A 24263-nucleotide genomic window follows, 5' to 3' on the forward strand; every position below is an offset into this window, starting at 1 on the left:
CTCTTCCTTTGTCAAGGAGAGACTCCGGACAGGCGGGAGTCCTGACATGGTCGTGATCATCAGCCGGGATGTTGCTGGGAGGAGGAGCTCCCAGGTAGTGGAGTGACCACGCGTCCTCCGGGTTATGCCGGAGCGGCCGCTATCCTGACCTCCCAGGGAGCCAGGCTGTCCATGGATGGTTGCTCCTCCGTGCTGAACAGTGGAATCTGGTCTGACGTGAAGCTGCCCCGTGGGATTGCGACGGTCTGGTCGGACAGATTGATCGTAATCGTCATGTGCTCTGCTGAGGATGTGCGCGTGAAGCAGAGGCAGGTGTCCGACGGACCGGCGACGATTGACATATCGCCCGCATTCAGCGCAGAATGGTGCGACCTGAACCAGCTGAGCCGTCTCGTGAAGCTCAACACCGAGGTCGGGTCTGCCGACTCCGTACTGTACGACATGGCAGGTGCGCTGACGGGCAGCCACGGGACTCCTGTGGTGAAGCCCGCATTCGCGGTATCATCCCACGGCATCGGCGTGCGTTCGCCGTCCCGGCCGACCGGCAAGGGCCAGTATCTCTTGCCCACGGGGTCCTGAAGGAGTTTCCTCAGGAGCGGCGTGTTCGCAAGCCCTAGTTCCTCTCCATTGTAGAGGAATGGGGTTCCCTTGAGCGTCAGAAGTAGACCTATCATACTCTTCGTCATCGGGGGTGAACAATGGTAGCGTGATACCGCGCGCACGACGTCATGGTTGCTCAGGACCCAGGCGGGCCAGGCACCCTCGGGCAGCAGGTCGAGGGTTCTCTGGATGATGTCGCGGAAGTCCTTCGCCCGGAAATGTCGAACGAAGAAGAAGAAGTTGAACACTAGGTTCAGCTCACTGTCGCCGTCCCCGTAGTAGGACAGCACCTGACCCTGCGTGCGCTGTGCGATCTCGCCCACCATCATGTGCCCGGGCTTCTCGTCGATGACGCCGCGCATTTCCCGCAGCGCGTCGTGCGTCTCCGGCTGATCCACGGTGTGGTCGTACACCTCACGCGACATCGGTATGTACAGTGTCTTCGAAGGGTTGCCGGGCATGGGCTGAGTAATGACAACCTCGTGAGCGTTGTCCCGAAGCTGGGCGTCCTTGACGTAGTAATTGGCGACGTCGAGACGGAAACCGTCGACGCCCCGGTTCATCCAGAACCGCATGATATCGTGGATCTCCTCACGAAGCCGGTGGTTGCGCCAGTTCAGGTCCGCCTGTTCCTTGAGGAAGCTGTGCAGGTAGAACTCATGGGTTTGCTCGTTCCATTCCCAGGCCGAGCCTCCGAATGTCGAACCCCAGTTGTTGGGGGGTTTGCCATTGGTTCCGTCGCTCCAGAGGTAGTAATCGTGGAATGGGTTCTCGCGGGAGGTACGTGCCTGTCTGAACCAGGGGTGCTCGGTCGAGCTGTGGTTGACGACAAGGTCCATGATGAGGTGAATGCCCCGTGCACGGGCACCGGCCATGAGGCGGTCGAAGTCTTCCATTGTACCATACACGGGGTCGATCGAGCTGTAGTCACTGATGTCGTATCCGAAATCGCGGTTGGGCGACGGGTAGACAGGTGACAGCCACAGGCCCTCAATGCCAAGGGAAGAGGGCGTACCGTCCCGCAGGACGTCCAGCTTGCTGGTCAACCCAGGAAGGTCTCCTACGCCATCACCGTTGCTGTCCATGAAACTGCGGACGTAGCAGTGGTAGATGACGCCTCGTTTCCACCAGGGTTGGCTCTGAGCGTCGTTTGCGGTCAAGTCGATTTCTTCGTGTTACGTCGCTGGTGCGCTAAAGCGGGAGGATCGAGAGGTGGCACCGAGGATGCCGGAGGCCTCACCTCCTGCCCGAGTCGTGCCTGATACAGCGTAAAACCCGTGTCCGAGAGGAAGGGCTGCCGCAAGACTCCGTTCATGCGGTCAGCCATGCCGGGGGCCATCAGGCCGTTCGAAAACTGGAAGAAGGCCTCCAGGACCTGGAACGACATCTTGGACAGTGCTTCCAGCGGCTGATTGCGGTGGATGATCTCGCCCAGCTCCGATTGGGCCAGACCATCGATGCCGTACTTGCGGACGTATTCGATGATATGTCCGATCTCGACGCCATAGCCGGTCATGAAATGCAGCTCGCGCAGGATGCCGGCACGTGCCGCGATGGTCCCCGCAAGTGGTTGGAACAGCCCTCCGAGTTCCGGATACCAGAGGTTCAGCAGGGGGCGCGCGGTGAGCTCCGTGACACGGCCGCCGCCCACTTCCACGAACTCGTTGACGACACGCACGGGCCTGCGATAGAACCCCTTGATGAAGCTAAGGCGCTCGTCCAGGAGAAGAGGACCGACAAGTCCGGAGACAAATGACGGGTTGGGATTGGACAGATCGGTGTCGACAAAGACGAGAATGTCTCCTTTTGCGACGAACAATGCTTTCCACATCGCCTCGCCCTTGCCGGCATAGGTTCCGAGGTCCGGGCGTACCTGCTGGTGGACATAGACGGGGATGTCGCGTGCGGTTGCTATTTCGCGCGTGTTGTCACCACTGTCGCTGTCCATGAGGATGATCTCGTCGAGGAGCGGCCGTTCCTCCATCAGCGGTCCCTTGAAGGCGTCGATGACCTGTCCAACCGTCTTTTCCTCATTGAGCGCCGGCAGGATGAGAGAGATCGACAGATGGTGGTCACGCTTGGCCTGGAGGAGCCGGTCGATGTCCGCAAACTCGTCCTGGGAGAACGTGTTCTTGAGGATCCAGGGCTCGATGGTTTTCGTCGTGGCTGACAGCTGGTCGACCTCTGCGCCGCGCGCGTAGATGAACACGGCGGTCACGCGGAGCAGTCCTGCCGTGACCTGCGCAAGCAGGTGCCTGGTTACCGAGTGTTTTCTGGGGTGCTGTGGCAGACCAAGAACGAGCAGGCCGTACTGAAGCGAACAATGTTCGATGGCGGATTCCACGCCGTCCTCGGCCTGTTCGATGGCGAGACGGGCCTGTGGCAGTTCAGCCTTCACCTTGCTATACGCTTCGAGGACGCTGTCGTCGACGGCAGCCGACTCGCCTGCATGGGTGACGTGGACAAAGCTCGTCCTGTCCACAACTCCGGCCTCTGTGAGCCGACGCACGACCGTCCCGGCAAGGGTGGCATTGGAGTCGCCACGGGCAAAGATGGCCGCTGTCCTGGAAGGGTTTTGATGGAGTTTGTAACCGATGACCTGCGAGCTCGAACTACAGGCGGACTCGAGCAGATCGACATTCTCGTGATGCAGGAGGTCGAGGTCGATCACGAGTGTTCGGGAAGGATCCCCGGACGTTGCCAGGCGGTTCGCCTCATCGATCTCGACGATCTGGAAGGGTACCGACGTTGCCCCAAGAGCCTTGCGAGCTGCCGCTACCAGACGGTGGACACGGCCGATTTCTTCATCCGGCGTTCTGGGAAGGACGAGAACAACATCTCCGGCGACGCCGGCCGAACGGACGAATGCGACTTTGGCCATGAGCCGCGTCGGTGCTGTCAGTTCAACAAAGTGCTGTGTCAATTCCCCACTCCCTCTCTGCAGGACGAATCCTGCTTTGGAAAGTATAGCAGAAGCATGGTTTCTGTCACTCCGAGACGGTATCGTGAAGGCTACAGGCGTGTTCGCGGTCTCTTTTGACTTGCAGGTTGCCGATGATATACTGAACAGCTGAGTTCACCCGGCCAAGTCGTTTGCGGACTTGAAACTGCGGTCTCGAGGTGTTTGGCGCATGGACAACAAAGTCACGCCGGCAAGACGAAAGCAGGTTATCCGCGACAATGTCGCCGGCTGGCTCTTTACATTTCCCTCGACACTGGTGCTTTTCGCCTTCACCTTCCTTCCCGCGTTCATCGTCGTTGGCCTTAGCCTGTTCGACACGAACCTTGTCGGCCAGAGCGACTTCGTGGGGCTTGGCAATTTCAGGCAGATGCTTACCTCAGGTGATTTCTGGGGTTCGGTCCTTCGGACACTCTACTTCACGCTGGGCAGCGTCCCGGTCGCGGTCGCGGTCTCACTGCTGATCGCTGTGCTCCTCAACGCAAAGGTCCGGGGGCGGACGTTCTGGCGCATGGGGTTCTTCATCCCATACATTACACCGCTTGTTGCCACGTCCATCATCTGGCTCTACATCTTTAACCCCGACTACGGCATGCTCAACGCGGCACTGCACTTCCTTGGTCTGCCGGTCAGCAGATGGCTGACGGACACGGTGTCGGCGATGCCCGCGATGATCCTTTACTCGACGTGGCATGACATCGGGTTCGCGGTCATCATCTTCATGGCCGCCCTGTCCAAGGTACCGACCGAGCTGCTCGAGGCTGCTCAGATCGATGGGGCCAGCGGATGGAAAACGTTCTGGCATGTCACGTGGCCCATGATCTCGCCCTCTACCTACTTCGTCGTGATCATCTACACCATCAGCGCCTTCAAGATGTTCACGCAGGTGGCTGTCCTGACGCAGGGGGGTCCAGTCGATGCGACGACGACGACCGGTTACTACCTGTACCAGCAGGCGTTCGGGCAGATGCATTTCGGCTATGCGAGTGCAGTCTCCATCGGGCTGTTTGTCATCATCTTCCTGCTCACAGTGCTCCAGCGCAGGGTGACCGGACGCAAAGTCTTCTACGGATGACAGGTGTGACGTGACGGCAATGCGACAGTCCGTCTTCTGGAACAGGGTCAACAGGGTTCTCCTCTACCTTGGTATCGCAGTGCTCTTCATCCTGGTGGTATTCCCATTCTACTGGATGATCGTCACGTCGCTGCAACCCCAGGACGCAGTCTTCAGTGTTCCCCCCCAGTTGTGGCCAAAGCACATGACGTTTCAGAACTACATCGACGCCTGGAACTCGGCACCATGGCTGCGCTACTTTGGCAATACGCTCTTCGTGGCCGTCGCTGCGACATTGATCTCTCTGGCGACGTCGTCCCTCGCCGCGTTTGCTTTTGCCTGCATCGACTTCAGGGGGAAAGAGGTGCTGTTCAACCTCGTCCTCAGCGTCATGATGATCCCCGCGGCGACGACACTGATCCCGAACTTCCTCATCATCCGGACGCTCGGATGGTATGACAAGTTCTACGCGCTCATCATCCCCTTCGCGGCGAGTGTGTTCGGCATCTTCCTGTTGCGGCAGTATTTCATGTCGATGCCCAAGGAACTGTGGGAGGCGGCACAGATCGACGGCGCGTCACGTCTGCGCTATTTCCGGAGCATCGCTTTGCCGCTCGCGAAGCCCGCGATCGTAACTATCGCTATCAATTCGTTCCTGGGTTCATGGACGTCATTCCTGTGGCCCACAGTCATGACCCAGTCGCAGAACAAGCAGCTGATCGAGGTGGCGTTGAACGCCTTCCTGGGCGAGAAGGGGCAACAATGGTCTCAGCTGGCTGCAGCATCGGTTTTCACGACGATCCCCATCGTCATCCTGTTCTTCTTTGTGCAGAGGCAGTTTATTGAGGGTATTGGCGGGGGCGGTATCAAGGGGTAGCCGTCTTGATGGAGTTGAATGGTACCATCCAATTTTCCAGGGGAGGAAGTATGCTCAACGTACGTAGATTGCTGGCTGTTGTACTGGTGTTGCTCATCGCGTTCACCTCGGTGCTCGCCACTGTTCCGAGTGCCAAGGCCGAGACAATAACAACGATCGAGGTCTACATCGGTAAGAACACGGGTACTGTCAACGGAAAGGCCACAACGCTCGAGCAGGGCGCTCTGATCAAGAGCGGTCGCACACTGGTTCCACTGCGCTTCATCACTGAGGCTATGGGAGCTACGCTCGTGTGGGACGCTGTGACTAGGACCGCCAACATCACGCTGGCGGGCAACAAGATTGCCCTGACGATTGATAAGACGGTCGCCAAGGTCAATGGCTACGATGTCACGCTGGATGCTCCTGCCGCAATCATCAACAGCAAGACCGTCGTTCCTATGCGTTTCGTTGCCGAGTCCATGGGTGCGATAATCGCATGGAATGCTACGCTCAAGAAGGTCACCGTCCAGTTCTCGATGGATTGGCTGAAGAACAAGGCCATCGTCCCGTTCTGGGAAGCCATGGCCGCTGCGCTTGGGACGTCCCTAAAGGGTCTGACCGACGAGTTCAACGCGACCCATCCCAGCATGGAAGTCCAGCTGGTTCAGATGGCCAACTACACCACCTTGCAGACCAAGACCATCGGCGCCATTGCGGCAAAGGATCCACCACTCATCGCGCAGGCGTATGAGAACTGGGCTGCTCAGTATGCCACGGGGTTCTATCTCAGCACGTTCGACAGCTATATCAACGGCTCCAACGGTCTGTCGAAGGCCGAGATCGCCGATTTCTTCCCCAAGATGTGGGATTCGTCGAAGCTTGCTGACGGCAAGCGCTACATGATGCCGTTCAACAAGTCCAACGTCGTGCTCTACTATAACAAGGACATGTTCAAGGCCGCAGGCATTACGCGCGCGCCGACCACATGGCAGGAGTTTGCTGATGACTGCGCCAAGCTGAACAAGGTCGACGACAAGGGCGACCAGATCCAGTGGGGCGCTTCGCACACGCCGTCCGTCGACCTGTGGTATGGGCTTGTCTATGCATACGGCGGTCGCGTCCTGAACGATACCTACGACCAGGTCCTGTTTGCGAATAACAATGGTGTCAAAGCCGGGACCCAGCTGTTTGCAGACCTGTTCGCCAAGAAGTACATGCACTACACGACAGCCTACGGTGACCAGACTGATCTGGGTGTCGGCAAGGCTGGCATGACTTTTGGCTCCGTGGCGGGTCGCACCTACTACGAGCAGGCTATTGCTGGCAAGTTCGAACTGGGTGAAGCACCTCTGCCCGCGGGACCCGCAGGCGAGGCCGCAGCCCTCTACGGCACCAACATCGTCATGTTCGGCAATGCTCCCAAGTACACACAGCGCCAGAAGGATGCTGCCTGGGCGTACATCAAGTGGTTCACTTCCCCACATACACAGGCTGTCTGGGCGGCGCAGACCGGCTACATGCCGGCTCGCCAGAGTTCTCTCAAGGACCCAGTCCTCATCGCGGCGTACGCAGCCAAGCCTGAGACCAGGGCCGGTCTGGAACAGCTCAGCGGTTCTGTTCTTGAGCCACCGACGGGCGGATGGAACGATGCGCGCAACAAGATCACCACGAATCTCCAGAACATCTTCCTTGGCAAGGTGACCGTTGCCGATGGTCTCAAGAAGATGGCCCAGGACGTACAGGCGGTCATCCACAAGTAGCGTCGAAAGGTTCATCACTCCACAGAGACGGCCAATGGGGCGCAGCTCGCTGCGCCCCATCTCGCTCATGAGGACAAGGCAACAAAGGCGGTTGATGTGATCCGAAGAGACCAGATGAGTGCAGCGTTTCTGACCTTGCTCTTGCTGGTAGGTGCCGCTTTTGTCATCGTGCCACCTGCAGGCAGCGTGCGTGTGGCTGGACACAGTCTCTGGAGCCGTGGCTCTACGCTGGACGTTCCCGGATGCAATCTCCCGGCCACATGGTTCGGGGGTTTGCTGGGTGGTAGGATAGGGGCTCTGACTACTTGCCGATACAGAAGGTACTGAAAACCGTTGCGAGGATCTCGTCGGGAGCGATGTGCTCGCCTAGAAGTCGTTGCATCGCTTCACGGGCTTCGCCAAGAAGGTACGCGAGGACGTCTGCCGGGACTGTTGCGGCTGAGTTCATGAACTCGCCCAGTGCGCGGTCGGCAATCGTGAGTTCTGCCGCCTGCCGGTGTGTCACCATCTGGCTGGCTGCGACCGTTCCTGCGGCTGCCTCGACCATCTCCGTCAGGCGGTGCGTAAGCTCATCGAGTTCGGTCCCTTCAGTAGCGGAGATACCCAGGACTGGTCCGCCGACTTCTGCCTCGAGACCCGCGGGGACAGGTCCGGCGTCGATCTTGTTCACGGCCACGAGATGGGGCAGTGAACGGGCGCGATCGAGAAGGTCGCGTTCGTGCAGCTGCAATCCCGTTTCAGCATTGAGGACGATCAGGACGATATCCGCGTGCTCGATGGACTGAGCCGCCTGTTCACCTGCGAGGCTGTCGAGGGCGCCGGCAGGCGGTCTGCCGATGCCGGCCGTGTCGACAAGGGTAACCCGTTGTCTTCCCAGGAGGATCTCCTCCGCGACCGAGTCACGAGTCGTCCCCGGGATATCTGAGACGATGACTCTCGGGTACTTGAGCAGGGCGTTCATCAGGGAGGACTTGCCGACATTGGTGGCACCGGCGATCACGACTGTGACGCCGCGCCGCAGCCGAGTGGTTGCCTGCGCGTCCGCGAGCAGCTTCTGGATGTCTGCGTGCGTCTCTGCAGCAAGACGCGTGGCCAAATGCAGGGCGCCTGCTTCGTCATCCTCCGAGAACTGGTCAGGGAAGTCGACGGGGCCCTCCACGGCCGCGAGGGATCTTGTGATCAGGCTCAGGACCGCGCGAAAGGGTTGAGACGCATCCGTGAACAGGGACTTCCTGGCCAGGGACAGCTCCTCGTCAGACGATGCGCCCACAAGGTCGCGCACCGCTTCGGCCTGTAGAAGGGACAGCTTGCCTGCCAGTAGTGCCCGGAACGTGAACTCCCCCGGGCGGGCAGGCTCGGCCCCAAGTTCCAGGCAGGCCTGCAGAACACTGTCCAGCAGAAGAGGGCTCCCGTGCAACTGCAGTTCGACGGTATCCTCGCCTGTATACGAGTGAGGGCCGCGCATCGCCAGAACGATCCCCTGGTCCATGACTTCTCCGGTAGATGGACGGCAGATACGTCGCAGATTGGCCATGCGGTCCACAAGTGGGGGCTGACCTGTGGTCAGCCGTTCGGCGATTGCCCAGGAGTCCGGGCCGCTGAGTCGTACAATGCCAATGCCGCTGCTGCCACGAGCGGTGGCAAGAGCGGCAATGGTCGAAACGTGCGGCATGCCCCCCGTTACCTCGTGAGCTCGACGATGACTCGGCGCTGCGGGTCGCGGCCTTCGCTATGCGTCGTGATCCCCGGGTAGTCCTTGAGGGTCACGTGGATGATGCGCCGCGCCTTGGCGCTCATGGGCTGGAGCATGACCGACTGTTTCTCACGCTTGACGCGCAGAGCGGCGTCGATGGCCATGCGCTTGAGCATCTCGCGCTGGCGCATGACGTATCCGTCGACGTCGACCGTGACGATGCCGGGGGCACCCTCACGGTCCTTGTGCACGACGACATTGGCGATGTGCTGCAAGGCGGACAGGCACATCTGGTCCTTGGTAAGGAATGTACCGTTTCCGGTGAGCCCGGTGATATTGATGTACGGGTCGCCGTCCGTATATGCTACCTGAATCTCAGGGTTCTCGTCAAGTGCCTTGAAGAAATCGACGAGGAAGTCCGTGACCAGTTGCTCAGCATGTTTGGAAAGCCTCATAGTAGTGCCTCCTACTTCTTTGATGACTTCTTGACGACTGGTTCCGGGACGGGCATGCCCTTCGTGAGGCGTTTGATGACCAGGTACTGCTGCCCCGCCGAGAACAGGGAGAAGAGTGCCCAGTATAGCGCGAGTGCGATACTGAAGTTATATGCCCAATATGCAAGAAGGATCGGCATGAAGTACGTCAGCATTGCCATCTGAGACCGGTCCTGTCCCGGGATGAAGGACGTGATGGATTGCACATAGGTCGAAGCCCCGACGATGATGGGCATGATGAACCCAGTGGCCAGCGGAAGCCCGCTCGAAGTCATGGAGAGTGCAGGTGCCCACAGGAATGGTGCACTATTGAAGGGCGAGTAGTTGTTGATAGCAGTGAACAGGGCCAGGAAGACGGGCCACTGTACCAGCAGTGGCAGGCACCCACTGAACAGGTTGACGTTGTTGTCCTTGTACAACTTCATCGTCTCCTCGTTCAGTTGCTTGGCGTCTTCTTTGTTCGGATACTTTGCCTTGAGCTTGGCGAGCTGAGGCTGGAGTTTCTGCATGTCGACCGTCGACTTGAACTGCATGCGCGTGAGCGGCTCGGTAATGAGCTTCAGTCCGAGGGTGAGCAGGATGATAGCGACCGCGTAGTTGTGGACCAGCTTATACAACTGCTCAATGATCCAGCGGATCCCGACGGGCAGAACAGTTCTATTCTTCAGCTGGAATACTCCTGTGCCATCCGTTTCCGTGAGCTTGTTCTTGTTGTCGTAGTCTTCATACGAGACGCGAACAATGGTCTTGTATACTCCCAATATTGCAGCCTTTTCACCCGTTGGCTCCGTCAGATGAATGACGATTGTTCTCGATTCGCCGACTGCCAGTCCAATTCCAGTATCCAACATCTTCTCTATATTGAACACGAGCATGGGACTCTGTTGAACGAGGACAGCGGGCGAGGTCTTCTCAGTCGGAATAATCCCAAGCAGCTTCTTTGCCGAGAGGTCGGCTGTCCGGCCACTCCAGAGCGTGAATGGACCAGAACCAGGCTGATCACCAGTACTAACAACAGAAAGTGTCCTCAGTCGGATGTACGAAACAGAGTTGTTGCGGACAGTGACGGTCAACTGCAAGTTCTCCTTGGGCCCCAGACTCGCCGGCGGGGACACGACGACGGATACAGGAGCAGAGCTCGACGGAGTTGCAGTTGTGACACAGCCGGCAAGCGTCAGGACGCCAAGGAGCAGGATAACGACGAGCAGCAGTCTGTACGTGTTCTTACGGGAGCTTTTCTGAATCAAGGGAAACCTCCAGTGTGTGAGTTGCATGCGCGCAGTCACGGTGCAGGTCGGGTACAGGGTCGAACCCTCCCCGATGATATGGATGACACCGAAGAATACGCTTGAGGCCGAGCCACAGCCCAGTCAGGACACCGTATCGCTCGACAGCCTCGAGCGTGTACTCCGAACACGTTGGGTAGTAGATGCAGGTCGGGCCCTTGAGCGGCGAGAGGAATCGACGATAGAAACGCAGCAGGAATGTAACGACCGTTTTCATTGCTGGCGGTACTGGGCCGTAAGTCGTGCCAGCTCATGCCGGACGTCCTCGACAGAAGAAGCGACGATAGGCTTGCGAGCCACCAGGACATAGGCAAAGTCGGGCATGAGGCTGGGCGAGACCGACCGAAACGCTTCTTTCATGAGACGTCTGGCATAGTTGCGCTCAACGGATTCTCCTACCTTGCGGGAAGCCGTGAACCCCACCACATGCGTAAGGGCGGGAGACACAAAAACCACAATGAACGTACCATGATAGGCCTTCGAGTTGTCGAAGACCCTCTTGTATACGCTGCCCGGGATTCGTTTCCACAGTTTTGCCAACTGCTACTGCACCAACAGGTCAACCGTCCGCGGAGCGGAAGGACGCCTATGCGACGATGAGCTTCTTGCGCCCCTTGAGTCTCCTGCGGGCGAGAACGTTGCGTCCACCTGGGCTCCTCATACGGTTCAGGAAACCGAGGGTGCGGTTGCGCTTGCGGTTCTTAGGTGAATAAGTAGTTCTCATGTATCGATACCTCCACTGATAAAAGTCCTTTATATCATACCGGAAAGACCGTGGTTGTCAAAGCGACCGCGCATCATGAGCGGCACAGAGCTTCATCTGTCTGCAAGCGGATTTGCAATCACAAGTCCGGCAAGAATACCGGCTGCTCCGAGCATCATTAGCGGCGTGAGCAATTCATGAAGAAACAGGACGCCTGACGCGGTGCCGATAAGCGGGTTGAGGTAGACAAACATGCCAGTCTCGGACGCCTTCTTCGTCTCCAGTGCCTTGAACCATACGGGATATCCCAGCAGGATCGCCAGGAACGCGAGATAGGCAACGCTTGCCCAGGTTATGAACGGCATGCTCACGACTTGTGACACCAGAGAAGTGGGGCGAAGCCAGGGCAGCAGGAACAGCGTTCCAAGGAAGAGGCCCCAGATGGTGACATCGAGACCGCGATATTTCGTCACCAGTGGTTTGCTCAGCACCGTGGAAAGCGACCAGGAGAGAGGCGCGAGAAAGGCGAGAACAACCCCAAGCAGACTCGTCAGCTCGACGCGTCCATTGATTCCCAGGACCAGCACGACGAGACCGGCAAGAGAGACGACGAGGCCGACGACTCGTCGCCCCGGCAATCGCTCACGAAGGACAAGAGCCGAGAGGACGCCGGTGAGGATGGGGGTGAAGCCGGCCGCCAGTGCTGCCACACTGGCCGTCACACGTGTTTCGGCGGCATTGAGGGCAAGATGGTAGCCTGCCACCATGAGGAAGCTGACGAGAAGCAGGCGGGGCCAGTCGCGCCGTTGAAGGTTGCGCAGCCGGTACAAGCCCGGAAAGAGAAACAGGAAGGGCCACACCAGGGCAAACCGGAGGATCGCCAGGTTGGCCGGCGTCAGCGAGCGTGTCGCGATGCGTATGAACGTGAAGGTATTCGACCAGATGAGGAACAGCCCGACCAGGCTGAGATTGACTAGCGCTGCCTTTCGGTCGCGCATCAACCTGTTTCCGATCTCCAGAGTGCTGTCACTCGGCGGAGTGGGACAAGGACAAGAATGCAGATGGCAATACTCGGTACGACGTATGCTGCGTTATAGGTAAGAGAATAGAGCAGAGGCGACTGCCAGCTGGGAGCAGCTGACGCAAAGAACACCAAGCCGGATATGACATGGAAGACGTAGCGTACGAGTCCTGCGGTCAGAACCCCTTTCCACCAGTTCTGGCCCTTTCGGAAGACGGGCAAGCCGGCTAGTCCGAGTGCGAGCCCCGGCAGGGGGTAGTCGAGGAGGATCTGCACAGGATTGACGAACCACGGATCAGTGACCAATGTTATCAACCCAAGGGCAAGACCGACTATGAGCCCATCACGCCATCCCCACTTGAGCGCGATATAGAGAACTGGAATAATACCTAGTTCGAGCGTTCCTCCCATGGGCATGGACCAGATTGCTTTTGAAAGATACGAGAGCGCAACGCCAAGTGCCACGGCGATTCCCATCTCGGCCATTTCCTGTATCGTCATAATCTTTGATGCTGCTGAATGTTCCACAGGTACCTCCTCAATCTGTATGCGTGATAGATTGCGGGGCGTCGTGATACTGCTCTGTCTCCCTACGCTGGCATTACCCAGATCAGGTTCAACGAGTTGAGCCGTATGACTCTCTCAGCCCTTTCGGGCACCCCATAGAAGCATAATGCCTGATCATCCCGAGTCAACGGTACCATGTCGTGCAAGGGTTTTCACAGCTGAAGGAGCAGCGTGTGGCAGGTCAGGAGCCCGACTTTACTTGCACGGTGATGTTGGTACAATGGCGTGTGAACCAAGGAATGGGACTGTGCCGGGCATGAAGGTTGTGTCGCAGGAAAAGGGAGATGCCTGGACCAGGGGAACATGCGGAAACCGTGCTTCAGAACGTCAGTCTTGTAATGGGAGGCTAGAGAGTATGAAGTTCCAGAGAATCTCACTGATTGTACTGCTTGCCATCGCGTTCGTCGTAGGTTCGACCGGCTGCAAGACGGCGGTAACGCCGACTCCTCCTGCCAAGAAGCTGAAAGTCGCCTTTGTCTACGTTGGACCGCACAACGACGGTGGATATTCACAGGCGCATGAAGACGGCCGTCTGTACGTGCAGCAGAATGACCCGAACGTCGAGACCACCTTCGCGGAAAGCATACCAGAAGGTTCTCAGTCCGAGAAGACCTTCCGTGATTATGCAAGTGCAGGTTATGATCTCATCTTCGGCACCAGCTTCGGCTTCATGGACGCCATGGTGAACGCGGCCAAGGACAATCCCGCCACCAAGTTCATGCACGCGTCCGGGTACAAGCGTTCCGACAACCTTGGAACGTACTTTGGCCGTCTGGAGCAGCCCGATTACCTTTCCGGTCTAGTCGCCGGCAAGATGACCAAGAGCAACAAGATCGGATTTGTCCTGCCATTCTCCATCGCTGAGTGCATCCGCGAGGTCGACTCCTTTACGGTCGGTCTACGTGAAGTTAATCCTGAGGCTACGGTCACCGTCGTTTACACCAACTCGTGGTACGACCCCATCAAGGAAGGTGATGCGGCCAAGTCCCTGCTCTACAAGAACTGTGACGTCATCGTGTCCGGCGTCGATTCCCCTGCACCTCTCGATGAGGCATTCAAGGCCGGCAAATACGGTATCGGCTACGATGTGGACATGGCTGCCGGTATGAAGACGCCGGAGGAAGCCAAGTCCGTGCTCACGTCCCGCATCTGGAACTGGGGCCCCTATTATCTCAAGGTTGTCAAGTCTGTTGAAGACGGAACGTGGACCAGCGGTGACTACTGGGGAGGTATGACTGACGGTATCGTAGCCCTTGCTCCCATCAGCTCGGCTGTCCCGCAGGACGTCATCGACTACGTGAACACCCGCAAACAGCTTATTCTTGACGGCAAGTACACACCGTTCGACGGACCCATGATCAACCAGAAGGGTGTGACCGTGGTTCCTGCCGGCACAACGATGTCCGACGCTGACCAGTTGACCCTGCAGTGGTTCGTGCAGGGCGTCATCGGCGACATCCCAAAAAGCGGTTCATAGAGAACAGTCGCTGCTCCCCGGCGCAATGCCGGGGAGCCTTTCTTTTCTGTGGAGGAAAAGATGGAAGGCCAGGAGCAACTGATGCTCGTCATGGGCAACATCACTAAGCGCTTTCCGGGCATCGTGGCCAATGACCACGTGAACTTCGAATTGCGGAAGGGCGAGATCCATACGTTGCTGGGCGAGAATGGAGCTGGCAAGTCAACGCTCATGAACGTTCTCGACGGGATCTACTATCCCGACGAGGGCGAGATCGCCATCGAGGGAAAACGCGTCAATCTGCGCTCGCCACTCGATTCCATGAAGCACAGTATCGGGATGATTCATCAGAATTTCATGCTGGTCGCTTCTCTCTCTGTCATCGAGAACGTCGTCCTGGGGCTGGAGTCTCAGGGTTTCTACATAGACAAGAAGTCCGTGGCCCACCAGATTGAGGCCATAGCAAAGAAGTACAATTTCCGCGTCGACCCCTATGCCAAGATCTGGCAGCTCTCCGTGGGCGAACAGCAGCGTGTCGAGATTATCAAGACACTGTTCAAGGGCGCTCGCATCTTGATCCTGGATGAGCCGACCGCCGTCCTGACACCGCAGGAGTCCGAGGAACTGTTCGGCATCCTCCGGGAGATGAAGTCAGAGGGCAAATCTATCATCTTCATCAGCCACAAGCTCAACGAAGTCATGTCCGTTTCCGACCGCATCACGGTACTGAGAAAGGGACGGCTCGTGGGTACCGTCGATACGGCTTCCATCACGGAGCGCGAGCTCGCAAAGATGATGATTGGTCGCGACATCTTGTTCCGCCTGGAGCGCAAAGACATCGAACAGGGCCGGGAGGTTCTCACGGTCGAAGACGCTCAGGCATACAATGACCGTGGTACCATGGCACTCAACAAGCTGAGCATCACCGTCCACGGCGGCGAGATCATGGGTGTCGCCGGTGTCGCCGGCAATGGGCAGGTCGAGCTGGCGGAATGTATCACGGGATTGCGCCATCTCGTCAGTGGACACATCACGGTCGAGGGCATCGACGTGACCAACGCGACCCCCTGCACGCTGGCATCCGCAGGCGTGAACTACATACCAGCCGATCGACTTGGCGTGGGCCTCGTGCCGAATCTCTCCACCGTCGAGAACGCCATGCTGCGGAAGTACAGGCAGCAGCCGATGTGCAGAGGGGCATTCATCGACTACGGCGCCGCCTGCACCTATGCTGATGGACTCATCGAGAAGTTCGACATCGCCGTGCCCCTGAAGAATGCGCCAGTCAAGGTCCTTTCGGGCGGGAACATGCAAAAGTTACTGCTTGCCCGCGAGATCGAGGAAAACCCGAGGCTCCTGATTGCAGAACACCCGACCCGCGGCCTCGATGTGGGTGCTACCGAGTTCGTGCGCAAGACGCTGCTGGAGCAGCGCGACCACGGGGTGGCCGTGCTTCTCATCAGCGAGGATCTGGATGAGATTCTCATGGTTGCAGACCGGGTCGCGGTGATGTACGAGGGGCGCATCGTCGGTATCGTCGACGCGCACCACGTGGACATTGCACAGATCGGTCTGATGATGGCGGGCGCTGTGGGCGTCAAGGCTTGACCGGAAAAGGGGTCTGAGATGCTGCGATTTGAGAAACGCGATAAGACGCCGGTACGGCTTCGCGTCTTGGTCCCCATCTGCTCGGTCCTGCTTGGCCTCCTCGTGGGGTCTATCGTCATGCTGTTTGCCCGTGTCAATCCCGTGAGAGTCTATGGAGCCATTGTCAAGGGAGCGTTCGGGTCGGCCTACACCTTCTCCGAGACCCTGGTCATCGCGGTCCCCCTCATCCTCATCTCGGCCGGGCTTTGCCTGGTCTACCGCATGAAGTTTTTCAACATCGGGGCAAAGGGTCAGTACATCATTGGAGCCATTTGTGGGTCCTATCTGGCGCTGTTTGGCCCGGCGACGATGTCCCGGCCGCTGCTGCTGACATTGATGATGCTGCTCGGCACCCTTGGAGGAGCACTGTGGGCTGTCATCCCCGCACTTCTCAAGGTGTACTGGAACGTCAACGAGGTCATTGCGACACTTCTGCTCAACTATATCGCCTCGTACATTCTGTGGTTCTTCATGTATGGCACATGGCGCGATCCGGGCAGTCACGGGTTTCCCCTGTCCAAGAACTTTGCTCTCAATGCTCAGCTTCCGCGTATCATCGCGGCTCCCTCGCGGCTCCACATCGGGCTGTTCTTCGGCGTGGCTGCCGCGGTGATCGTCTGGATCATCATCCGAAAGACGCGCTTCGGGTATGAGGCCAGAGTCCTGGGCGAAAATGAGCGCGCAGCCAGATACGCCGGCATCAACGTGGTCAAGACGGTCATCATCGGGGCGGTCATCTCAGGAGGACTTGCCGGCCTGGCCGGCATCGCTCATACCTCAGCGGTGCTGCGCGTCCTGCAACTCGAGATCAACTCAGACTACGGGTATACCGCTATCATCGCGGCATGGCTGGCAGGGCTCGACCCATTGGTTGCCATCGGGGTGTCGGTGCTCCTGGCGGCTCTCGAAGCCGGCGGCTACCAGATCCAGATCGTCATGCGGGTCCCCTTCGGCATCGTCGGCGTGATCGAGAGTTCGATCCTCTTCTGCCTGCTGGCAGGAGAGATCATCACGCACTACCGCGTCACCCTGACGAGGAGGCTGAGTACGCCCCTCGCCTTAGACGAAAGGGCTCGGGGGGGCGCATGAATCCTACCTTTGGCACCATCCTGATCAAGGTTCTCGCAGGAGCCATCCAGTCGGGGACGATTCTTCTGCTCCCCACGCTGGGCGAAGTCCTGACGGAGCGCAGCGGCGTGCTGAACCTTGGACTCGAGGGACTGATGCTGATTGGCGCGTTCTTCGGGTTTCTTGGAGCCATAAAGACCGGCAATCCCTATATCGGCCTGCTGCTCGGCATGGTAGCAGCAGGCGCAGCGGCCGCTATCCACGCCTTCATCTGTGTGACTCTCCGTGGTAACCAGACGGTCACGGGCCTCGCGCTCACCATCTTCGGGGCGGGTCTTACCAGTTTTTATGGCGACCATTGGGTCTCTCAGCGTCTCACGACCGCCATCAAGCCCATGGCTATTCCCGGGCTGTCACAGATCCCGGTCGTCGGCCCGATTCTCTTCAGCCAGGACCTGATCGTTTATGCCGGCTACATCCTGGTCGCGCTGTTCTGGTTCCTGCTGTTCAAGACGAAGGTGGGTGTCAACCTGAGGGCTGTCGGCGAAAATGCCAAGGCTGCAGACGCTATGGGTATCAACGTGGCGGGCACGCGCTACTTCTGGACTATCCTGGGAGGAGCACTTGCGGGCGCGGGAGGAGCGTACATCACGTGCTGTATCCACCCGTACTGGCTCAACGGTATCACGTCGGGCAAGGGGTGGATTGCCGTTGCTCTCGTGGTCTTCGCCATGTGGAATCCCTTCAATGCTCTCGTCGGAGGGTTCTTGTTTGGGAGCATCGAAGCCATGCAGCTTCAACTTCAGGCGGGGGGCACCTATATCAACAGCGCTTTGCTGTCGATGTTGCCCTATGTAACGACCTTCGCGGTCATCATCGTGGCAACCCTCATCGTCCGTGTGCGTCACGTCGGGACGCCAAAGGAACTGGGGATACCCTATGCACGCGAGGAGAAGTAGAGGGCGTCTCTGAACCTGAGACATCAGGATCCATGCGAACCGGCAGCCCATTGCGGCTGCCGGTTCGGTCTATCCAGGGACACCTGTCAGGATATTGCCGGCGAGAATAGGAAGGTCAGGGGCTTGTCCTCCACGGTGAGCGTGACCGAGATCATGCCTTGGAGGCACTACGCTGCTACTTCAGAAGGACGGCGACCAGGAGCTTGATGCAGCCTTCGACATCGCCGAGGTCGACCATTTCGCTGGCGCTGTGGACGTAGCGGTCAGGGATGCTGATGACGCCGGTAGGGACACCATTGGCTATGGTCTGGATGGCGGCTGCGTCGGTCGTGCCCCCCTGGAGGACCTCCAGCTGAAACGGGATACCGTGGGTCTTTGCAGCCTCGATGAGCAGGTCACGGACGACAGGCGTCGCGACCATCCCGGCGTCCTTGACCTTGATGGCGGGTCCCTTGCCCAGAGCGATGTCCAGAACGTAGCTTTCCGGGGTATCACCCCAGGCAGTGACGTCCAGAGCGATGGCGAGGTCCGGCTGGACACCCCATGCGCCGACCTTGGCGCCCCTGATGCCGATCTCTTCCTGCACGCTGAACATGGCATATGTCTCGTAGTTCAGATCCTTCCCCACTACGGCCCTGAGGGCCTCCATGAGGACGTAGCAGCCGATACGGTCGTCGAGTGCCGCAGAGGTCACGCGGTTACCCACCTGCACACAGTCGCCTGCGTAGACTGCGAAATCGCCGACGGCGACATGCAGGAGAGCGTCATCCTTCGACGCTGCGCCGATGTCAAGGAACAGCTTGTCCAGTGTCAGATGCTCAAGCGTCTTGTGTTCCTTGCTTTCCACGGCTGCAACGCCGACGGTGCTGTTTGCGAAGACGAAGCGGTGCCCCAGGACCTTGTATGGGTCAAGCCCGCCGACCGCGCCGAAGCGAAGGAATCCGTCCTTGTCGACGTGTGTGACGATGATACCGATCTGGTCCATGTGGGCTGATAACAGCAGCTTTGGCTTTCCTGGAGCGCGGATGCAGTAGATCAGGTTCCCGAGCGCGTCCACCCTGCAGTCTACATGCAGAGAATCGAGTTCGCGCGTGATGACGCCGCGAATGCCCTCTTCGTAGCTGGTTGGTCCCCAAGTCTGTGTCAATGTCCGGATAAGTTCATTCATCTATGCCTCCGTGGTGGCAAGTTGTGCCAGGAACTTTGAAAGAAGTGATACGGTGTTTTCATAGTCGCAGACCTTGATGAGCGACACGGGAGAGTGGATATAGCGCGAAGGAACGGCGACTGCGAGTGCCCGCACACCCGACTTGGTGAGCTGGATGCTGCGAGCATCCGTGCCACCTGCCGGTATGCGCTTGAACTGCCAGGGAAGCCCGTTCGCCTTCGCGACCTCGATCAGCTGGTTGCGAAGCCGGTGGTCCGTGATCATGCCGCCGTCCTTGATGGTGAGAACTGTTCCGGCACCCAGGCTGGTGACCTCCTGGTAGTCCTTGACCTCACCAATGTCGGCCGCGATGGTGCCCTCGACGGTAATACTGATGTCAGGTGGGTATCGCCACGCTCCGACCATGGCTCCTTTTGTTCCCACTTCTTCCTGTGCCGAGAACATCCCGATGACGGGGAAGGGCCAATCCATCTTGAGCAGCTCAGCCACGATGGCGCAACCGACGCGGTCATCAAACGCCTTGCCGACCAGATACCCGTCGCCGAATGTTCCGAACGCCGTGTCGAACGTGATCTGATCACCGACGGTCACCTTGCCCGCCAACTCCTTGTCCGACTTGGCGCCGATATCGACGACGATGTCGTCGGCTTTGACAACGGTGGTCTCGATTTCTTCGCGGGTGGACAGATGCACGGCCTTGATGGATGTTACGCCTGAGAGGCGGTCCTTGCCTACCAGCACCTTCTTGCCCAGCAGCAGCCGGTCGTCGATGCCGCCGGCCTTGCCGATGTGCAGGTATCCTTCCTTGGTGATGCGGGTCACATAGAGACCAACCTCGTCCATGTGCGCGTTCAGCATGACGTTGGGTCCCGGTCTGCCCATGCCCTTGATTGCGAACAGATTCTTGATGGAGTCACGCTCGAACCGGTCGACGTGACCCTCAAGCTCGGCTCTGAGAATGGCTGCGACCTCGTCTTCGTGCCCCGAGATGCCGCGTGCTTCGGTGAGCTTCTTCAGCAGCTCAATGCGCGTCTGTTCCATACAGTTCTCCTATGAACGCCGCGTCGAAGCCCTTCGCGACCTCGGCAACGAGTCTCGCTGTCCTGTCGACGTCAACCTGGTCGGCGGTTTCGACGGGGGAGTGCATGTAGCGCAGCGGAATGCTCAGGACACCAGTGGCAATGCCGGAGCCAACAAGCTGCAACGCGTCCGCATCAGTGCCGGAATATGACATGCAGGGTTCTTCGCTGGTGGGGATCTCGACTGCCTTGGCTCTTCTCCGAATCAGTTCGAGGACATGGTCATTGGCGACAGGGCCGACAGCGACGCCTGGACCGCCGCCGAGAGGGATGGTCTTGTGCTCAGGAACACCGTCGGTGTCGGCATGCGTGACGTCGACGGCGATACCGACGTCTGGATGCGCGAAGTAGCCGCTGGTCCAGGCACCATTCCCGGTGATCTCCTCCTGGACGGTGAAGGCCATGACAACATCATACGGCAGCGTCATATCCTTCAGCAGTTCGAGGGCTTCCACCAGAGCCACGCCACAGAGGCGGTCGTCCTGTGTCTTTCCCGCGAAGCGCTCGTTCATGAGTTTGCTGATGCCGGCCTTGAACGTGACTGTGGAGCCAATGGGGACCATTGTGACGACCTGCTCACGTGGAAGTCCGATATCGATCCAGAGATCATCTGCAGCAACCGGCTTGTCCATTTCGTCGTGCGACATGACGTGGACCGGCTTGAGTCCGATAATACCGGGCAGAGGTTCTGTGCCATGGACGATGACCTGCAGTCCCGGCCAGACGCGCCCGTCGATCGAGCGGCAATGGATGCCGAGAAAGCCCTTGTCGTTGATCCTTGTCACCCAGGCGCCCACCTCATCCAGGTGTGCGGCGAAGAGGATAGAGTGTTCACTTGACCGACCCCTGCGGACGGCGATAAGATTGCCAAGGGGGGTGTCGTGAATCTCGTCGGCGATGCCGTCGAGTGCGCTGTGCAGGATGTCATGGAGACGGCGTTCGTCTCCTGAAACCGCATAGGCGCTTGTCAACTGCTCTACAAGCTTGTGCATGTTCGTCTCCTTTCGGGTAACCAGACTATTGTACGGCAAACGAACAGAACGTCAAAGCCGGCTTCGCGCGATGGCTTGACCACGTCGTTTGCCGTACTAGAATGGACTGCAATGAGGAGACAGACTGACACGATACCCTACGAGAAGAGCCCTGGCAACCGGCACATTGCGACAGCGGTGGCTGCACTCATTCTCAGTGCTGCCATGTTCGCCTCTGCATACATCATGGCACGTTTTCCGTCGGTAGTCGCGCCCGTTGTTCAAACAGACGTGACGATGACGAAGGCGGATCGAGTGCTGGTCGTATCTCCTCATCCAGACGATGAGTCCATAGCATGCTCCGGTCTCATTCAGCACGCTCTGAAGGCAGGAGCACAGGTTCGTGTGCTGTGGATGACGGCAGGCGATCACAATATTGTGGGTCCGCCGTTGTTCTGGAGGACGGTGGCAGTCACACCCGCACAGTTTCGGGACATCGGTCACAAAAGAATGCAGGAGGCGATGGTTGCAGCACACGTGCTCGGTCTGAGTTCGAATGACCTCATTTTCCTTGGGTATCCTGACGGAGGCCTGTCGGACATCTTCATGAATATATGGACATCGAAGCCGTATCGGAGCGGCCTCACAAACGCGACGTCGGTCCCCTATGTGGAATCCGCAGTCGCAGGCCAGCCACAGACCGCTATGAACCTCCTCACCGACCTGGAGCAGGTTATGACGTCGTTCCGGCCGACGATTGTCGCCTATCCGAACCTGATCGACGACCACCCTGACCACCGGGCGACCGAGCTGTTCGTCACTGCCGCCCTTGCCGACCTGCATCTCTCTCCGCAGCGTCTGGAGTATGTCGTTCACGTTACGGGATGGCCAAGGCCCCTGCGATACGCGCCGTTCGTCGATGCCTATGCTCCTCCAGCTGCACGGGTCCTGGGTCTGCGTCAGGAGGTCGTCCATCTCACTCCGCAGGAGGTCGATATCAAGACGAGTGCGATCAAGGCGCACGCCTCGGAGCTTCTTCCGATCGCAACCCTGGTCGCATTTGCCCGCCGGACCGAGGTGTTTCTGGCTCCTGCCGACCTGAATGATCGCACGGATGCAGTCCGGACGGCCCAGTTCTTTTTCCCAGTCAACCGGGTGGGGGACGAGGATCGCCCCGTCATTCAGACGTTCTCCGTGACGGATGGCGCTGGTGGTCTCCAACTCTCGCTGGAAATGGGTCGCGTGCTCAATCGGCTCGAGGAGATGGAGCTGTTCCTGTTTCCAGTCCCGGCGGGCGGCGGCTTCGACTCTGCGCCAAAGCTCCACGTCATCTACCGTGGAGGCGGGGCAACTGCTGAGGTGTCGGATCTGGAACATCCGACTGCGAAGCCCGTTACTACCACAGTCAGCCATGATGGGACAACGATCAGTCTGACGTTCGACAATGCGTTGACAGGCGCGCGCCTCCAAGGGTTTTTCCTCCGTATTGAGAAAGGGCCGGGGCGCGTCGATCTGACGCGCAGTAGAATGGTCTGGATTGGCATCGCACCAGCCGTTTCGTGAGAGAAGCGGCGGCCCGACAACAATGAAGCGGCGCTTGCGCGCCGCTTCTGTTTTTCTATGCCAGAGAATACTACTTCTTGGCGATGGCGTCCTTCAGAGCCTTGCCGGGCTTGAAGAAGGGGGCCTTCTTTTTCGGAATGGTGATGGCCTTGAGGGTCTTGGGGTTGACGCCCTTGCGAGCCTTGCGCTCCTTGACGCCGAAGGTGCCGAACCCAACGAGTGCGACCTTGTCGTTCTTCTTCATGGCTTCCTTGACGGCATCCATGAACGCATTAACCATGACCTCGGATTCCTTCTTGGTCATCTTCGTCATGTCAGCGATTCTGGCTACAAGTTCTCCCTTGTTCATGCGATCTCCTTTCTTGTTTTTTATCGCGCTTTTCCCCGCGACTGGGAAGGTACACGTGTAGTATAGCACATTTTGGCAAAATCGGGTAGCGTCATAGTCACTTTTCATGAGAGATGACAGCGAAACGCGCCTACGATGGGACATCACCGCGTGGTGATACGAAGTCCTGGACTGCAGTTGGTGGATGTGGCGGGAAAGTTGCCCCTCATGCTGGATAAGCCGAATCTTCCACCGGATTTGTCAAGATTGACCGAGGAAATTTGAAAGAACGACAGGTCAGACACCCTGAAATTGGTCGTGTCGGGTCAGCCCGGGCCCCCTCAAGGTTGTTTGTGCGTGATGACGTAATGACGACGAGGACATAGCCACCACTCATGGGAGCGCCAGCCATCCACGGCGGCTGGATGGTGCTCCCTGGGATGCTGACAGTCCGACGACAAATCTGGACATGGCAAGCGCCATGTTGTGTGTATACTATGCATGAGAAGTTGTCTACATCGTATCGGGAGGTATGTATGGCGATAGATGAGAAGCTTGCAGAGCTGGGTATCATATTGCCAGAGGCGACGGCACCCGTTGGCAGTTACGTTCTGGTCAAGCTCACCGGCAACCTTGCGTTCGTGTCGGGAATGCTGCCGAGTGTGAGTGGCCGTATCAAACAGACCGGGCGTGTCGGAGAAGGTATCACAACCCAGGAAGCCTATGATCTTGCCCGCATCTGCGCCATCAACGGTCTCGCTGCTCTGAAGAGCGTCATCGGCACGCTGGACCGCGTCAAGGGCATCGCGATGGTGCAGGGATTCGTGCAGGCGGCTCTGGACTATGCGGAAGTGCCCAAGGTGATCAATGGTGCTTCCGACCTGCTTGTCGCGCTCTTTGGCGATGCCGGTCGCCACGCGCGCTTCGCCGTTGGTGTCGCATCCCTTCCCACGAATGCGCCCGTCGAGGTGGCGTTCGTCGCGGAGATCATGCCCTGATACGATCATCGACAGTCGGGAGCCTGCGTT

At 58.6% G+C, this 24263-nt stretch carries 23 protein-coding genes and 1 riboswitch; of the genes, 9 read left to right on the top strand and 14 right to left on the bottom strand.

The genetic code is table 11. The annotated features are described in order from the left end of the window. Positions 1-122 precede the first annotated feature (122 nt). Both SMC7_RS01330 and SMC7_RS01335 read right to left on the bottom strand, forming a co-directional pair. Positions 123-1760: an alpha-amylase family glycosyl hydrolase gene (locus SMC7_RS01330; protein WP_126850691.1), complete on the bottom strand. Its 1638-nt coding sequence runs from the start codon at positions 1758-1760 to the stop codon at positions 123-125. Further along, the gene (locus SMC7_RS01335; RefSeq protein WP_119088581.1) at positions 1757-3523 is read right to left on the bottom strand and encodes a glucosyl-3-phosphoglycerate synthase; all 1767 of its coding nucleotides are present in this window, start codon (positions 3521-3523) and stop codon (positions 1757-1759) included. The genes SMC7_RS01330 and SMC7_RS01335 overlap by 4 nt, the downstream gene beginning before the upstream one ends. 208 nt (positions 3524-3731) lie before the next feature. Here SMC7_RS01335 and SMC7_RS01340 point away from each other — a divergent pair, with 208 nt between their 5' ends. The 3 genes from SMC7_RS01340 to SMC7_RS01350 are packed head-to-tail and all read left to right on the top strand — an operon-like array spanning position 3732 to position 7232. Then, a complete protein-coding gene (locus SMC7_RS01340) occupies positions 3732-4634 on the top strand; it encodes a carbohydrate ABC transporter permease (RefSeq protein WP_119088582.1) in 903 nt (300 codons plus the stop codon). A gap of 19 nt (positions 4635-4653) precedes the next feature. Further along, positions 4654-5490, top strand: coding sequence for a carbohydrate ABC transporter permease (locus SMC7_RS01345; protein ID WP_119088583.1), 837 nt, complete (start codon positions 4654-4656; stop codon positions 5488-5490). A gap of 50 nt (positions 5491-5540) precedes the next feature. After that, positions 5541-7232: an extracellular solute-binding protein gene (locus SMC7_RS01350; RefSeq protein WP_165845039.1), complete on the top strand. Its 1692-nt coding sequence runs from the start codon at positions 5541-5543 to the stop codon at positions 7230-7232. A 301-nt stretch (positions 7233-7533) separates the two neighbouring features. Here SMC7_RS01350 and mnmE read toward each other — a convergent pair whose 3' ends face one another. The 8 genes from mnmE to thiT all read right to left on the bottom strand — a co-directional run bounded on the left by mnmE (position 7534) and on the right by thiT (position 12957). Continuing rightward, positions 7534-8904 carry a tRNA uridine-5-carboxymethylaminomethyl(34) synthesis GTPase MnmE gene (gene mnmE / locus SMC7_RS01355; RefSeq protein WP_119088585.1) on the bottom strand — a complete coding sequence of 457 codons (1371 nt, stop codon included), beginning with the start codon at positions 8902-8904 and terminating at the stop codon, positions 7534-7536. An 8-nt stretch (positions 8905-8912) separates the two neighbouring features. Continuing rightward, the gene (locus SMC7_RS01360) at positions 8913-9380 is read right to left on the bottom strand and encodes a protein jag (protein WP_119088586.1); all 468 of its coding nucleotides are present in this window, start codon (positions 9378-9380) and stop codon (positions 8913-8915) included. An 11-nt stretch (positions 9381-9391) separates the two neighbouring features. Beyond that, complete coding sequence (locus tag SMC7_RS01365; protein WP_165845040.1) at positions 9392-10666, bottom strand: YidC/Oxa1 family membrane protein insertase; 1275 nt, start codon at positions 10664-10666, stop codon at positions 9392-9394. Further along, positions 10644-10922 carry a membrane protein insertion efficiency factor YidD gene (yidD, locus tag SMC7_RS01370; protein ID WP_119088588.1) on the bottom strand — a complete coding sequence of 93 codons (279 nt, stop codon included), beginning with the start codon at positions 10920-10922 and terminating at the stop codon, positions 10644-10646. Before yidD ends, SMC7_RS01365 begins: the two co-directional genes overlap by 23 nt. Next, complete coding sequence (gene rnpA / locus SMC7_RS01375) at positions 10919-11245, bottom strand: ribonuclease P protein component (protein WP_119088589.1); 327 nt, start codon at positions 11243-11245, stop codon at positions 10919-10921. The genes yidD and rnpA overlap by 4 nt, the downstream gene beginning before the upstream one ends. A gap of 46 nt (positions 11246-11291) precedes the next feature. Then, positions 11292-11429, bottom strand: coding sequence for a 50S ribosomal protein L34 (rpmH, locus tag SMC7_RS01380; protein ID WP_119088590.1), 138 nt, complete (start codon positions 11427-11429; stop codon positions 11292-11294). Between the two features lie 92 nt (positions 11430-11521). Further along, complete coding sequence (locus SMC7_RS01385; protein WP_119088591.1) at positions 11522-12406, bottom strand: DMT family transporter; 885 nt, start codon at positions 12404-12406, stop codon at positions 11522-11524. After that, the gene (gene thiT / locus SMC7_RS01390) at positions 12406-12957 is read right to left on the bottom strand and encodes an energy-coupled thiamine transporter ThiT (protein ID WP_119088592.1); all 552 of its coding nucleotides are present in this window, start codon (positions 12955-12957) and stop codon (positions 12406-12408) included. Before thiT ends, SMC7_RS01385 begins: the two co-directional genes overlap by 1 nt. Before the next feature lie 42 nt (positions 12958-12999). Next, a riboswitch (TPP riboswitch) is annotated at positions 13000-13102 on the bottom strand. Between the two features lie 249 nt (positions 13103-13351). On the opposite strand from thiT, the gene SMC7_RS01395 reads away from it, so the two are divergent. Genes SMC7_RS01395 through SMC7_RS01410 form a run of 4 tightly spaced genes read left to right on the top strand, consistent with a single transcriptional unit; the run spans position 13352 to position 18126 of the window. Then, positions 13352-14473: a BMP family ABC transporter substrate-binding protein gene (locus tag SMC7_RS01395; RefSeq protein WP_119088593.1), complete on the top strand. Its 1122-nt coding sequence runs from the start codon at positions 13352-13354 to the stop codon at positions 14471-14473. A 60-nt stretch (positions 14474-14533) separates the two neighbouring features. Then, a complete protein-coding gene (locus SMC7_RS01400; RefSeq protein ID WP_119088594.1) occupies positions 14534-16060 on the top strand; it encodes an ABC transporter ATP-binding protein in 1527 nt (508 codons plus the stop codon). Positions 16061-16078: 18 nt separating this feature from the next. After that, positions 16079-17188, top strand: coding sequence for an ABC transporter permease (locus tag SMC7_RS01405; RefSeq protein ID WP_119088595.1), 1110 nt, complete (start codon positions 16079-16081; stop codon positions 17186-17188). After that, positions 17185-18126: an ABC transporter permease gene (locus SMC7_RS01410; protein WP_119088596.1), complete on the top strand. Its 942-nt coding sequence runs from the start codon at positions 17185-17187 to the stop codon at positions 18124-18126. Before SMC7_RS01405 ends, SMC7_RS01410 begins: the two co-directional genes overlap by 4 nt. Before the next feature lie 175 nt (positions 18127-18301). Here the strand turns inward: SMC7_RS01410 and SMC7_RS01415 are convergent, their stop codons facing one another. Genes SMC7_RS01415 through SMC7_RS01425 form a run of 3 tightly spaced genes read right to left on the bottom strand, consistent with a single transcriptional unit; the run spans position 18302 to position 21365 of the window. Continuing rightward, entirely contained in the window at positions 18302-19294 is a 993-nt protein-coding gene (locus SMC7_RS01415) for a M42 family metallopeptidase (protein ID WP_119088597.1), read from the bottom strand. Then, entirely contained in the window at positions 19295-20335 is a 1041-nt protein-coding gene (locus SMC7_RS01420; protein ID WP_119088598.1) for a M42 family metallopeptidase, read from the bottom strand. Beyond that, positions 20316-21365 (bottom strand): M20/M25/M40 family metallo-hydrolase, encoded by a 1050-nt coding sequence (locus SMC7_RS01425; protein WP_119088599.1) that lies wholly within the window; start codon positions 21363-21365, stop codon positions 20316-20318. Before SMC7_RS01425 ends, SMC7_RS01420 begins: the two co-directional genes overlap by 20 nt. A gap of 111 nt (positions 21366-21476) precedes the next feature. On the opposite strand from SMC7_RS01425, the gene SMC7_RS01430 reads away from it, so the two are divergent. Beyond that, positions 21477-22907, top strand: coding sequence for a PIG-L deacetylase family protein (locus SMC7_RS01430; RefSeq protein WP_119088600.1), 1431 nt, complete (start codon positions 21477-21479; stop codon positions 22905-22907). A 70-nt stretch (positions 22908-22977) separates the two neighbouring features. On the opposite strand, the gene SMC7_RS01435 is transcribed toward SMC7_RS01430, so the two are convergent. Further along, complete coding sequence (locus tag SMC7_RS01435; RefSeq protein WP_119084955.1) at positions 22978-23256, bottom strand: HU family DNA-binding protein; 279 nt, start codon at positions 23254-23256, stop codon at positions 22978-22980. Between the two features lie 515 nt (positions 23257-23771). Between SMC7_RS01435 and SMC7_RS01440 the strand changes: the two genes are divergently transcribed. Next, complete coding sequence (locus tag SMC7_RS01440) at positions 23772-24233, top strand: RidA family protein (RefSeq protein WP_119088601.1); 462 nt, start codon at positions 23772-23774, stop codon at positions 24231-24233. Positions 24234-24263 lie beyond the last annotated feature (30 nt).

It is taken from the genome of Candidatus Cryosericum terrychapinii (assembly GCF_003570925.1).
Classification (GTDB): Bacteria; Caldisericota; Caldisericia; order Cryosericales; family Cryosericaceae; genus Cryosericum; species Cryosericum terrychapinii.

Excerpts from the sequence above, each read along its gene's own strand:
- SMC7_RS01395 (WP_119088593.1), top strand. The coding sequence starts at position 13,352 with ATGAAGTTCCAGAGAATCTCACTGATTGTACTGCTTGCCATCGCGTTC.
- SMC7_RS01350 (WP_165845039.1), top strand. The coding sequence starts at position 5,541 with ATGCTCAACGTACGTAGATTGCTGGCTGTTGTACTGGTGTTGCTCATC.
- SMC7_RS01340 (WP_119088582.1), top strand. The coding sequence starts at position 3,732 with ATGGACAACAAAGTCACGCCGGCAAGACGAAAGCAGGTTATCCGCGAC.
- SMC7_RS01360 (WP_119088586.1), bottom strand. The coding sequence starts at position 9,380 with ATGAGGCTTTCCAAACATGCTGAGCAACTGGTCACGGACTTCCTCGTC.
- yidD (WP_119088588.1), bottom strand. The coding sequence starts at position 10,922 with ATGAAAACGGTCGTTACATTCCTGCTGCGTTTCTATCGTCGATTCCTC.
- SMC7_RS01420 (WP_119088598.1), bottom strand. The coding sequence starts at position 20,335 with ATGGAACAGACGCGCATTGAGCTGCTGAAGAAGCTCACCGAAGCACGC.
- SMC7_RS01385 (WP_119088591.1), bottom strand. The coding sequence starts at position 12,406 with ATGCGCGACCGAAAGGCAGCGCTAGTCAATCTCAGCCTGGTCGGGCTG.
- SMC7_RS01425 (WP_119088599.1), bottom strand. The coding sequence starts at position 21,365 with ATGCACAAGCTTGTAGAGCAGTTGACAAGCGCCTATGCGGTTTCAGGA.
- SMC7_RS01345 (WP_119088583.1), top strand. The coding sequence starts at position 4,654 with ATGCGACAGTCCGTCTTCTGGAACAGGGTCAACAGGGTTCTCCTCTAC.
- SMC7_RS01430 (WP_119088600.1), top strand. The coding sequence starts at position 21,477 with ATGAGGAGACAGACTGACACGATACCCTACGAGAAGAGCCCTGGCAAC.
- SMC7_RS01435 (WP_119084955.1), bottom strand. The coding sequence starts at position 23,256 with ATGAACAAGGGAGAACTTGTAGCCAGAATCGCTGACATGACGAAGATG.
- SMC7_RS01405 (WP_119088595.1), top strand. The coding sequence starts at position 16,079 with ATGCTGCGATTTGAGAAACGCGATAAGACGCCGGTACGGCTTCGCGTC.
- SMC7_RS01440 (WP_119088601.1), top strand. The coding sequence starts at position 23,772 with ATGGCGATAGATGAGAAGCTTGCAGAGCTGGGTATCATATTGCCAGAG.
- SMC7_RS01410 (WP_119088596.1), top strand. The coding sequence starts at position 17,185 with ATGAATCCTACCTTTGGCACCATCCTGATCAAGGTTCTCGCAGGAGCC.
- mnmE (WP_119088585.1), bottom strand. The coding sequence starts at position 8,904 with ATGCCGCACGTTTCGACCATTGCCGCTCTTGCCACCGCTCGTGGCAGC.
- SMC7_RS01415 (WP_119088597.1), bottom strand. The coding sequence starts at position 19,294 with ATGAATGAACTTATCCGGACATTGACACAGACTTGGGGACCAACCAGC.
- SMC7_RS01400 (WP_119088594.1), top strand. The coding sequence starts at position 14,534 with ATGGAAGGCCAGGAGCAACTGATGCTCGTCATGGGCAACATCACTAAG.
- rpmH (WP_119088590.1), bottom strand. The coding sequence starts at position 11,429 with ATGAGAACTACTTATTCACCTAAGAACCGCAAGCGCAACCGCACCCTC.